The sequence below is a fragment of the Romboutsia sp. 1001713B170207_170306_H8 genome (genome assembly GCF_015550495.1).
Lineage (GTDB): Bacteria > Bacillota > Clostridia > Peptostreptococcales > Peptostreptococcaceae > Romboutsia_E.
In genome coordinates this window covers 198,777-210,513 of the sequence record NZ_JADNAX010000003.1, presented here as the reverse complement: position 1 = coordinate 210,513, position 11,737 = coordinate 198,777, and the positions used below count along the sequence as shown (strand labels likewise).

Annotated in this window: 12 protein-coding genes; all 12 read left to right on the top strand. The window is 27.6% G+C overall.

Translation table 11 applies throughout. The annotated features are described in order from the left end of the window. Positions 1-31 precede the first annotated feature (31 nt). The 12 genes from I2A66_RS08035 to pyrH all read left to right on the top strand — a co-directional run bounded on the left by I2A66_RS08035 (position 32) and on the right by pyrH (position 11,725). Positions 32-190 carry a hypothetical protein gene (locus tag I2A66_RS08035; protein WP_164488972.1) on the top strand — a complete coding sequence of 53 codons (159 nt, stop codon included), beginning with the start codon at positions 32-34 and terminating at the stop codon, positions 188-190. Positions 191-269: 79 nt separating this feature from the next. Then, entirely contained in the window at positions 270-902 is a 633-nt protein-coding gene (locus I2A66_RS08030) for an endonuclease/exonuclease/phosphatase family protein (RefSeq protein ID WP_122638810.1), read from the top strand. 113 nt (positions 903-1,015) lie between these two features. Next, a complete protein-coding gene (locus tag I2A66_RS08025; RefSeq protein ID WP_147515926.1) occupies positions 1,016-2,272 on the top strand; it encodes a VanW family protein in 1,257 nt (418 codons plus the stop codon). Positions 2,273-2,428: 156 nt separating this feature from the next. After that, positions 2,429-3,373 carry a protein kinase domain-containing protein gene (locus tag I2A66_RS08020; RefSeq protein WP_122638812.1) on the top strand — a complete coding sequence of 315 codons (945 nt, stop codon included), beginning with the start codon at positions 2,429-2,431 and terminating at the stop codon, positions 3,371-3,373. A gap of 26 nt (positions 3,374-3,399) precedes the next feature. After that, positions 3,400-4,563: an AI-2E family transporter gene (locus tag I2A66_RS08015; protein ID WP_122638813.1), complete on the top strand. Its 1,164-nt coding sequence runs from the start codon at positions 3,400-3,402 to the stop codon at positions 4,561-4,563. 80 nt (positions 4,564-4,643) lie between these two features. Further along, entirely contained in the window at positions 4,644-5,333 is a 690-nt protein-coding gene (locus I2A66_RS08010) for an MBL fold metallo-hydrolase (RefSeq protein WP_195251395.1), read from the top strand. A 64-nt stretch (positions 5,334-5,397) separates the two neighbouring features. After that, entirely contained in the window at positions 5,398-6,465 is a 1,068-nt protein-coding gene (locus tag I2A66_RS08005) for a polymer-forming cytoskeletal protein (RefSeq protein ID WP_195251393.1), read from the top strand. Positions 6,466-6,689: 224 nt separating this feature from the next. Next, positions 6,690-7,751, top strand: coding sequence for a potassium channel family protein (locus I2A66_RS17500; RefSeq protein WP_147515929.1), 1,062 nt, complete (start codon positions 6,690-6,692; stop codon positions 7,749-7,751). Positions 7,752-7,833: 82 nt separating this feature from the next. Further along, complete coding sequence (locus I2A66_RS07995) at positions 7,834-9,015, top strand: D-alanyl-D-alanine carboxypeptidase family protein (protein ID WP_164488973.1); 1,182 nt, start codon at positions 7,834-7,836, stop codon at positions 9,013-9,015. 211 nt (positions 9,016-9,226) lie between these two features. Beyond that, the gene (gene rpsB / locus I2A66_RS07990; protein WP_122638818.1) at positions 9,227-9,949 is read left to right on the top strand and encodes a 30S ribosomal protein S2; all 723 of its coding nucleotides are present in this window, start codon (positions 9,227-9,229) and stop codon (positions 9,947-9,949) included. Positions 9,950-10,010: 61 nt separating this feature from the next. Further along, positions 10,011-10,919, top strand: coding sequence for a translation elongation factor Ts (gene tsf, locus I2A66_RS07985; protein WP_147515930.1), 909 nt, complete (start codon positions 10,011-10,013; stop codon positions 10,917-10,919). 101 nt (positions 10,920-11,020) lie between these two features. Further along, positions 11,021-11,725, top strand: a complete 705-nt coding sequence (gene pyrH / locus I2A66_RS07980; RefSeq protein WP_122638820.1) for a UMP kinase — start codon at positions 11,021-11,023, stop codon at positions 11,723-11,725. Positions 11,726-11,737: the final 12 nt, after the last annotated feature.

Sequence of the window (11,737 nt, the reverse complement as noted above, 5' to 3'; positions counted from 1 at the left end):
AAGAATTAAATTTAAGGAGTGGGATATACAAATGAGAACAGTTAAAAATATTCAAGATATAACAGTTGCTAACTTAAAAAATGGAGAAGTTACTTTAATTCAATTAGAAGAGATATATAATAAATTTGGATTTATATTTGAAGCAAGTGAAGGAAGATTTATTAAGATAAAAAGAGAGATACGCCATTAATAATAATTTATATATAGATATATAAACCTAGCTTTATACATAATGTAGATAAGCTAGGTTTTTTTAGGAGTGATAAGTTATGAAAATAGTGTCTTACAATATACACAAAGGTAGCGATATAAAAAAAATACCTACTTTAAAAGAGATTATCAAATATTTAAAAAATCTAGAGTGTGACATTATATGCTTACAGGAAGTTTTATATCATCAATTTGTAAAGATAAAATCAGATTTAGAAATTGATGGAGTGTTTGCAGCTAATGTAAACAATAAAACTATGAAGTATGGTGTATGTACTTTTTCTAAGTATAAAATTAAAGGTAGCAATAATTTTTTATTAACTAGTAAAAAGGAACAAAGAGGAGCACTAGCTATAACTATAGATATTAGTGATGAAGAAAATATTAATATAATTAATACACATTTAGGGTTAGATAAAGAGGAAAGAAATATACAGATATTAGAGATACTTAGTTTAAAAAATAGATTTATAGGTTCGAGCATAATATGTGGTGATTTTAATGAAAAAAATATATATTTAAATTCATATTATGATAGTGCTGTTTATTTAAAAAAACATGGTGAAGAAACTCTTCCTAAATATAATGTTAGAATAGACTATATATTTGTAGATAAAAGATACACTCCAAAAAGTTATATTGTAGATAAAATAAATTTATCAGATCATTATCCAATAATTTGTACAATTTAGAAAAGGGTAACAATAAAGTTACATATTCCACCTAAATATTGTTAAAGTTATTTAAATTATATTAAAATGTACTTAGTTATATACTATATTTTGTAGTAAGTGGGGGTGGAGTGATGAATAGTGAAGTTATTGTTGAAGAAAGTATAGCCAGACATAATAATGCTAAATTGAAAATATACATTACAATAGGTATATTAGTAGCTATAATTGGAGGCTATATGATATATTCATTTAACAATAATTACATGTATAATGGAAAAATAGCTAATAACATTTTTGTAGAGGGTGTAAATATCTCATTAATGACAAAAGAAGAAGCAATAGCTTTAGTTAATGAAAAATATAAGCCAGAGAGTTTATCTTTAACTTATAATAATGAAAGTTTTGATGTAGTACCTGAGGATATAAACCTTAAGTATAATATTGAAGAAGTTGTAAATAATGCATATAACTATACTAAAACGGACTCATATTTTGAAAATGTAAAAAGATTATTTCAACTAGATAAATCAAAGCAAGAATACACATTAACAAGTTCTTTTGATGAAGCTAAGTTAAGTGAAGTTATAGATAGTATAGCTAGTAAGGTTAATGTACCTGTAAAAAATGCTAAGTTATACATATCAGGTGGTAGTTTTAGTGTTACTCCATCATTAATAGGTAAGGAGTTTGATGTAGCTGCAAATAAAGAAGCTATATATGAAGCTATTAATAGTAGAAAATATGGACAAGTTAGCTTAAAGGTAAACGATGTACAGCCAAATATAACTACAGCAATGGCTCAAAGTGTAGATACATTATTAGCAGAGCATAGTACAACATTTAGTTCTAGTCACTCAGGTAGAGCCGGTAACATTAGAGTTTCTGCTCAAAGAATAAGTGATGTACTTCTTATGCCTGGTGAAACATATTCTTATAATGAACAAACTGGTATAAGAACATTAGCTAATGGTTTTTATAATGCTCCAGTAATAATAGGTGGGGATCTTAAAGATGCACCAGGTGGTGGAGTATGTCAGACATCTACTACTTTGTACAATGCAGTTTTATATTCTGGACTAACTATAGAGCAAGTTAAGAATCACTCAATAACTTCAAACTATGCTCCAAGAGGTAAGGATGCAATGGTGAATGATAGTGGAAGTGATTTAAAGTTCTCTAATCCATATGACCATCCTATATATGTAAAAAGTTATGTAAGTGGTGGAACTGTTACTTGTCAAATTTATGGAAATTCACAAGATAAGCAAAATATAGAAATAAAGTTAGAAAACTTTAATATGGGTGCTAAAACATATAGAGTATTTAAAGATTCTAATGGTAAACAATTAAAAACAGAATACATAGCAACAAGCGTATATAAAAAATAAAAATATAAAAGGTTGATGATAAAATTAATAATGAGTCATCAACCTTTTTATTTTTACAAATAAATAAAAACTTTGTAAATTAAATGGTAAAACATGTAACAAAATTGCTATAATAGATTTATATGGAGTTTTAAGATTTATTTGGAGGAAAAGATAATGCAATTTGTAGGAAATAGGTATGATATTTTAAATTATAATGGAGAAATAGAAGTGGGGAAATTATATGAGGCTAGAGATACCTATTATAATAATTTAGTTTATTTAAAGCTTATAAATAATGTAGAGACATTAAGTAAGGGATTCATTCCTGATTTGATAGATGAGGCGACAGTTTTAAATCAAATAGACTCCGATCATATTAGTAATTTATTACATATAGATATACATTGTTCTGAATATGATGTATATTATTATATAGTTAGTGAACACTTCAGGGGACAAACACTAAAAAGTTTTATTTACAATAATATATTAGATAAAATTACTATAGCTAATATAGCTATGAAGCTAATAAAATCTTTAGAAATAGCAAATAGAAATAATTTATATCATGGAAGTCTTAACCCAAATAATATATTAATTGATGAAGATCAAAATATAAAAATATTTGATTTTGGTATGACTAAGGCAAATAAAGGAGTACACTTACGATTAGATAAAGAATTAAGTTATTTATGTCCTCATCAGCTAAACATAGATTACACAGATAAAGAGAGTGATTTCTTTTCATTAGGTATAATCTTATTTGAAATGATGTTTAGAGAACTTCCTTTTGGAAATGATTATAATGATAAAGAAATGCTAAAGAGTGTTGATAAAGGTGTGAAATGGAGTCTTTTATATTACGATGAAGACTTAGAGGAAATTATAAGGATAACTAAGAAATTATTAAGTAGAGATGAAAAATATAATTCAGCTCAAGAAGTATTAGTTGAATTAAGTGATATAGTATATAAAAGTACCCAATTGGAAGATGTTAATGAGGAGTTTGAAGAGGAAGAGGAAATAGAGATTTATACAAGTAATCACATAAATAAAAAGCTACTTATGAGTGTAGCTACAATATTATTAGTGATTATGTTAGTTATAGGATTTATATAAGTCTAATTTAAGTAAGGAGAAGATAAATGAAGGTTAACTGGAATGAAAAGTACACAACAATTTCTGTATATGCATTTATAGTTGTTTGCTGTAGTATAGTATTTTATCTTATAAGTTCTCAACTTAAAGTATTTACAGGTAAAATAGGTGAAGTTATAGGTATTTTACAACCATTTATTATAGGATTTGTAATTGCCTACTTATTAAATTTTATATTAAAATTTTATGAAGAAAAGATAGAAAACATTGATGGATTTAAAAGTATGAGTAAGAAAGTTAGAAGAAGTACTTGTTTACTTTTAACTTATATAACTGCTTTTTTAATTATATACTTATTTATGAACTTCGTTGTACCTCAGGTAATAGAAAGTATAGTTGGATTAGTTAATAATATACCATCATATTTAAATAATCTTACAGTATTACTTGAAGATATAATGAAAAATTTAAACTTAGAGCCTAAGTACTTTGATATTGCAAATGAAAAATTAACTGAAATTGTTAACTATATAATACAATTTGCAACAGATTTATTACCTATATTAGGAAATTGGGTTGTTAATATAGCATCAAGTATTTGGAATATAATACTAGGATTAATAGTATCATCTTACTTATTAATAGATAAAGAAAGATTCTATGGAGTAGGAAAGAAAATAGTATATGCTATATCTTCAGAAAGGGTAGCTAATAGAGTTTTTGAATTGGTAAGTAGAAGTAATTATACCTTTGGTAGGTTTTTAAGTGGAAAAATAATAGATTCAGCTATAATAGGAGTTTTAACATTTATTGTGTTAAATATCTTTAAAATGCCTTATTCAACATTAATATCAGTTATAATAGGTATAACTAATATAATACCATTTTTTGGACCATTCTTTGGTGCAATACCATCAGCTATAATAATACTATTTGTTTCACCTATAAAGGCTGTATGGTTTTTATTAATAATATTAGTAATACAGCAAATAGATGGGAATATAATAGGTCCTAAAATATTAGGAGATTCAATTGGAATATCTGCATTCTGGATATTATTTGCATTATTAGTAGCAGGTAAGTTCTTTGGAATTGTAGGTATGGTAATAGGAGTACCTTTATTTGCTATAATTTATTCTATAATAAAAGAAGTTATAGAAGGCAAATTAAGACGTAAAGGATTACCAGAGGATACAGAAGAATATATGTAAACAGAAAAGATTGTCTCAAAGTAACTATTAAAATGTTAAAAATTGAGGCAATCTATTTTTAATTAAGAGGAGGAATAAAAGTGAAGATAACATACATTCATCATAGTTGCTTTAGTGTAGAATTAGATAAAGTTACATTACTATTTGATTATTTTAAAGGGGATTTACCTAAATTTGATAAAGATAAAAAATTATACGTATTTTCAAGTCATCAGCATCATGATCACTTTAATTCAATTATATTCGATTTAGAAAAAGAGTATAAAAATATTAAATATATTCTTTCTAATGATATAAACTGTAGAAAATCAGAAAACACAGTTTTTGTAGGTCCAAATGAAGATATAGAAGTAGATAGATTAAGAATAAGAACATTAGAGTCTACAGATTTAGGAGTTGCATTTATTATTACGTTAGATGGAAAAACTCTATATCATGCGGGTGACTTAAATTGGTGGCACTGGGAAGGGGAAAATACTGATGCTCAAAATAAGGATGCAGGAGATAGGTTCAAATATGAAATGAAAAAATTAAAGGATAAAAAAGTAGATGTTGCATTTTTACCTCTTGATTCTAGACAAGGAGAGCAATTCTATTTAGGATTTAATGAATTTATGAATATGACGGATACTAAATATGCTTTTCCAATGCATTTTTGGAGAACATATAGCATTATAGATAAGTTAAAAGAAATGGATATGGCAAGTTCATATAAAGATAGAGTTGTTAAAATAAATAAAGAAAATGAAGTATTTGAAATAGAACTATAGCATAACTTAGAAGTTATAATAATAGACTCTCTATAGAAAGCAAATATTTATATGGAGGGCTATTATGAAAAAAAGGATTATTTGTATTTTTACTACTATTGTAATTCTTATGTTTAGTATTGTTGCTTTTGCAGAAGATACAACTACATCATCAAATTTATTTTCATGTGATAGTAACATAGCTGTAAATAAAGATGTAGATGGTGATGTTTATACATTTGGAAATAGTATAAGTATAGGCAATATTATAGGCGGAGATATTATAAGTGCAGGTAGAGACATTAATATACAATCAAGTGAAGTAAAAGGAAATATAAGAACTGCAAGTCAGACAGTAAATATAGATGTAGGTAGAACTAAAAATATAACTGTAGCAGGTGAAAGTATTAATATAGGGGATAAGACTAATGCCAATGCAATATATTTAGCAGCAAGTGATATAAGTTTTAAAGGTGAAACTAATGACTTTTATGCAAGTGCACAAACTATAGTAATAGATGGTACTGTGAATGGAAATTTAAATGTGGATTGTGAAAATATAACTTTTACAGAAAATGCAGTGGTTAAAGGTAATATTAAGGTTAAATCATCTAATGAACCAAATTTAAATTCAAAAATGTCTATGTCAGATATAGACTATGAAAAAATTACAACTAATAATGAAGAAGAAGGTATATTTACTAAATCAAATATAGTAGATTTTTTGATAAGCTTAGTTGCAGCTATAATAACTGGATTAATTTTATATGTATTACTTAATAAGTCATTGTTTGGATTTGATAGAAAATTAAGTAAATCTTATAAATATTTATTAATAGGATTAGCTGTACTTATTATAATGCCAATACTATCATTACTTCTTATTATTAGCGTTATATGTGTACCCGTTGGTATAATAATCTTAATTTTATATGGAATAATAATATACTTATGCCCAGTTATTTTAGGTATAATTTTAGGCCAATTAATTTTATCAAAACAAAATCCAATACTTCAAGTTTTATTAGGTATATTAATAATTAAAGTTTTATTACTAATACCGTATATAAGCTTTATTATATGGTTTTTAAGTGTATTATTTATATTAGGTTTAATTACTATGAAGCTATATAGCTATATATGTAAAAAATAAAATAGCAACATTTAGTTGCTATTTTATAAAGGAGGTCTTTAATGAACTGGGATCAGCTGTTGAGAATACATGCTAAGTATTAAAGAGCTTTAATAGGCTATATCAGTATTATGTGTAAAAAGAGATTTACTATTCTAATATATAAGGATATACAACAATGAATAAATATTTTAATAACCTCCAAACTAATTACTGATATAGTAAGTTGTCTGGAGGTTTTTTGTGTGAATGAATGTAAGTGGACATCTGTTCATAATCAAGGATTAAAATGTTGTAGAAAAGCAGATGCATCTGGATATTGTATATTTCATAAAGAAAATAAAAATAGAGAGGAAAATTCATTATTTATATATTTGATAATGAAAGAAAAGATAAGTGACTTTAGAGGATTTGTATTTGAAGATGATTTTATTATAAGAGACGTAATTAAATATGATTATTTAAAACTAAACTTTGACGAAGCAATATTTAAGAAAAAGGTATTTTTAAATCAGTATAATTTTAAAAAAAACCTTACTTTAAATTATACTGATTTTAGAGGGTATACAACTCTTGAAAGTTCAATTTTCCAAGAAAATTTAGAACTTAATAAAACTAAGTTTAATAAAAAATACATAGCCAATAAAGCCTTTGAAAAGGTACATTTTAACGGACAAGCATTTGTAATAACAAGTGTAAAAAACTTACCTCGATTAGAAGGTATAATTTTTAGTCCATGTACAAAATTAGTATTAAGGTATGTTAAATATTCAAAAGCACATGCTTTATATGGAAAAATAAATTATAGAATAGCTAGAACGCAAGCTAATATAATTGGTGATAATGAAAGAATAGGATACTATTATTATAATGAAAGAAATTATGCCAGTAAAATAATGAAAAGCAGTGACTATCCTAAGTATAGTGAATATTTAAATGAAAAATTTTTTGATAATTTATCTAAATATACAATAGGATATGGAGAAAAACCACTGAGGCTATTAGTAACCACTGTAATTGTAATTAGCATGTTTACTTTTTTATATATGTTTTGTGGGGTTAAAAACTCTAAGGGGATATTTATAGGTATAGACTTAAATAATATAAAAAACTATTCAATAAAAGACGTGTTGGATATATATTTAGATTTATGGTATTTTAGCACGGTAACATTTACCACATTAGGTTATGGAGATTTAACAGTTAGTACATTCTTTGGAAAAATACTAGTCTGTATAGAAGCTTTTGCAGGTGTAACAATAGGTTCTACATGGGCATCATTGGTAATAAAAAGGATGATAAGGTAAGTTAGTAAATAATTACTGATATAAATTTTACTTATAAGGCAAAAAATAAGATAGACTTATTAAATCTGAGAAGGTGAGATCTTTGAAAAAGGGAGCACAAAAATTACTAATACTTATAATCATCTTGACATTTGTAACTCCTACAAACGTTTATGCTTTAGATAAGATAGATAAGTATTCAAAATCATCAATCTTAATAGACCAAGATACAGGCAGAGTTTTATATGAAAAAGAACCTGATGCAAAAAGACCTTTAGCTAGTTTAAGTAAAATGATGACTTTTTTAATTGCAATAGAGGCTATAGAAAATAAAGAAGTAAATGCAAATGATATAGTCAAAATTGATAAAAATATAGCTAAAGTAAGAGGCTCAAGCTATCACTTAAAAGAAGGAGAAGAAGTTCCTTTAATTGAGCTTATGAAAGGTCTTATGATAGTATCTGGTAATGATGCATCTATTGGTATAGCAAGACACATTTGTAAAGATGAAAAAGCATTCGTTCAAAGAATGAACAAAAGAGCAAAAGAACTTGGCATGGTAAATACTTACTTTGTAAATCCTAATGGACTACCTATATATAGTTTGAGTGATCCAAAAGCTCAACCAATGCAAAATATATCAACAGCAAGAGATATATCAATTTTAGCAAAATATATGTTTGATCATTATGAAAAACAAGTAACATCAATTACTGATATGTCAACTTACTCAAATCCTAAAAGAGGATTTGTAAAAAATAACACAAATGCATTACTTAGAATAATACCTGAAGTAGATGGAATAAAAACTGGGTATACAGGAAATGCTGGATATTGTTTAGCATTTTCAATGAAAATAAATAAAAATGAAGATAATGAAAGAGACAGAAGAGTTATAGGTGTAGTTCTTGGTGCTAATCATAAAGACAAAAGAATTTCAGCTGCAATATCAATGTTAGATTATGCTAAGAATGATTTTAAAAGTGAAACTTTACTACAAAAAGGAACTTTAATTGGGAAAAGATATATAAAGAAAATAAATGACCTTGAAGTAACTTTAGTAGCAGAAGATGAAGTATATGCAGTAATAAACAAAGAAGAAAATTTAAAATCTCAAGTTACATTTAAAGAAATAACTTATCCTATTAAAAAAGGTGATGTGCTAGGTGTAATAAAATACTACACAAATAATGGAGACATATTAGGTAGTGTAAATATAGTTAGTGCAAATGATGTAGATAATGTATCTTTCATCAATAAAATTAAAATATTATTCTTTGAGTAAATAAATACAAATTTGGATATAATTCAAAGGATAAATACAAAAATATATGATAATAAAATGTTGTATTTTATAAAACCCTATGTTATACTACTAGAGGTGAAAAAATAAAATATAATTAATCACACACGGTGATGGGATCCTTAAAAGGTGCCCAATGAGGTTTTTTAGGGAGTTGATCACACCGGAGGTATAAAACCAAGGAGGTAAAGCAATGTCAGTAATATCAATGAAACAATTATTAGAAGCTGGTGTTCACTTCGGACATCAAACTAGAAGATGGAACCCTAAAATGGCTAAATTCATCTTCACAGAAAGAAACGGAATCTATATAATAGATTTACAAAAAACAGTTAAGAAAGTAGAAGAAGCTTACAGATTCACTAAAGAAATAGCTGAAACTGGAAAGCCAATCTTATTCGTAGGAACTAAGAAGCAAGCTCAAGAAGCTATAAAAGAAGAAGCTGAAAGATGTGGAATGTTCTACGTTAACGAAAGATGGTTAGGTGGAATGTTAACAAACCACAAAACTATACAAACTAGAATAAACAAATTAAGAGAATTAGAAAGAATGGAAAACGAAGGTGTATTCAACGTTCTTCCTAAGAAAGAAGTTATAAAATTAAGAGCTGAAAAAGAAAAATTAGAAAAATATTTAAATGGTATAAAAGATATGCCTGAATTACCAGGAGCTATATTCGTAGTAGACCCAAGAAAAGAAAATATAGCTATACAAGAAGCTCATAGATTAGGAATCCCAGTAATAGGTATAGTAGATACTAACTGTGATCCAGATGAATTAGATTACGCAATACCAGGAAATGACGATGCTATAAGAGCTGTTAAGTTAATAACTGGAGCTATGGCTACTGCTATAATAGAAGGTAGACAAGCAATAGCTGACGAAGCTGAAGAAGTATCTGAAGATCAAGAATAATTAAAAACTGAATGGTAAGGGTCATTCCCTTACCATTAATAATATATAGGAGGAATTTAAAATGGCTATAACTGCACAAATGGTTAAAGAGTTAAGAGAAAACACTGGCGCTGGAATGATGGACTGTAAAAAAGCTTTACAAGAAGCTGAAGGAAACATGGAAAGAGCTGTTGATATATTAAGAGAAAAAGGTTTATCTAAAGCTGCTAAGAAAGCAGATAGAGTTGCTGCTGAAGGTTTAGTTGCAATAGAAATGAACGCTGACAATACTGCTGCTGTAGTAGTAGAAGTAAACTCAGAAACAGACTTCGTTGCTAAAAACGAAGATTTCAAAGTATTCGTTAAGGATGCTGCTGAAATGGCTTTAGCTTCAGAAGCTAAAGGTGTTGCTGCTTTATTAGCAGAAACTCACAAAGAAGGTAAAGCATTACAAGATGTTTTAAATGATAGAGTTGCTAAAATAGGTGAAAAATTAGACTTAAGAAGATTTGAAAAAGTAACTACTGAAGGACAAATAGCAGGTTACATACATGGTGGAGGAAAGATAGGAGTTCTTGTTGAACTTTTAACTTCTGCTAAGAACGACGAATTAATAGCTATGGGAAGAGATATAGCTATGCAAGTTGCTGCAATGAATCCAAAATATGTTTCTAGAAACGATGTTGATCCTGAGTACATAGCTCACGAAACAGAAATATTAACTCAACAAGCTTTAAACGAAGGAAAGCCAGCTAACATAGTTGAAAAAATGATAAAAGGTAGACTTGAAAAGCAATTAAAAGAAGTTTGTCTTTTAGAACAACCTTTCGTTAAAAACGGAGACTTAACAGTTAAGCAATTAGTTGCTGAAACTGCTAAAAAACTTGGAACTGAAATAGAAGTAGGAAGAGTTGTAAGATTCGAAGTTGGTGAAGGTATAGAAAAGAAAGAAGAAAACTTTGCAGAAGAAGTTGCTAAGCAACTTAAGTAATTAACCAAAAGAGAGCACTTACGTGTTCTCTTTTTTAGAAATGTAAGAAAATTTGTAAAATACATATAATAAAATAGGAACAATTTAGAGGAGGATTTCTGATGAACAAACCAATGTACAAAAGAGTATTGTTAAAGCTTAGTGGAGAAGCTTTATCAGGGGCAAAAGGCTTTGGTATTAACAACGAAGTTGTAAATGATATAGCTACTGGAATCAAAAAGTTAAGAGAAATAGATGTAGAAGTAGCTGTAGTTGTAGGTGGTGGTAACTTCTGGAGAGGAAGAACTTCTGAAGGAATGGACAGAACTACTGCAGACTATATAGGTATGCTTGCAACTGTAATGAACTCTATGGCGCTTCAAGATGCTCTTGAAAACATAGGTGTTGAAACAAGAGTGCAAACTGCTATAGAAATGAGACAAATAGCAGAACCTTATATAAGAAGAAGAGCCGTGAGACACTTAGAAAAAGATAGAGTTGTTATATTTGGTGCAGGAACAGGAAATCCATATTTCTCAACTGATACAACAGCAGCACTTCGTGCAGCAGAAATGGAAGCTGAAGTTATATTATTAGCTAAAAATGTAGATGCTGTATATGACAAAGATCCAAAAGTACATTCAGATGCTAAGAAATTTGATGAATTAAGCTATATAGATGTTCTTCAAAAAGGATTAAAAGTAATGGATTCAACAGCAACATCTTTATGTATGGACAATGAAATACCTATAAAGGTATTTGAGCTTTCAACAGAGAATATATTAAAGGCAGTAATGGGCGAGAAAATAGGTACAATAGTAAAATAATAGATAATACTT

What these genes read in the sequence shown, in the direction of transcription:
- I2A66_RS08025 (WP_147515926.1), top strand. Translation starts at nt 1,016, where the DNA reads ATGAATAGTGAAGTTATTGTTGAAGAAAGTATAGCCAGACATAATAAT.
- I2A66_RS08020 (WP_122638812.1), top strand. Translation starts at nt 2,429, where the DNA reads ATGCAATTTGTAGGAAATAGGTATGATATTTTAAATTATAATGGAGAA.
- I2A66_RS08015 (WP_122638813.1), top strand. Translation starts at nt 3,400, where the DNA reads ATGAAGGTTAACTGGAATGAAAAGTACACAACAATTTCTGTATATGCA.
- tsf (WP_147515930.1), top strand. Translation starts at nt 10,011, where the DNA reads ATGGCTATAACTGCACAAATGGTTAAAGAGTTAAGAGAAAACACTGGC.
- pyrH (WP_122638820.1), top strand. Translation starts at nt 11,021, where the DNA reads ATGAACAAACCAATGTACAAAAGAGTATTGTTAAAGCTTAGTGGAGAA.
- I2A66_RS08035 (WP_164488972.1), top strand. Translation starts at nt 32, where the DNA reads ATGAGAACAGTTAAAAATATTCAAGATATAACAGTTGCTAACTTAAAA.
- I2A66_RS08030 (WP_122638810.1), top strand. Translation starts at nt 270, where the DNA reads ATGAAAATAGTGTCTTACAATATACACAAAGGTAGCGATATAAAAAAA.
- I2A66_RS08005 (WP_195251393.1), top strand. Translation starts at nt 5,398, where the DNA reads ATGAAAAAAAGGATTATTTGTATTTTTACTACTATTGTAATTCTTATG.
- rpsB (WP_122638818.1), top strand. Translation starts at nt 9,227, where the DNA reads ATGTCAGTAATATCAATGAAACAATTATTAGAAGCTGGTGTTCACTTC.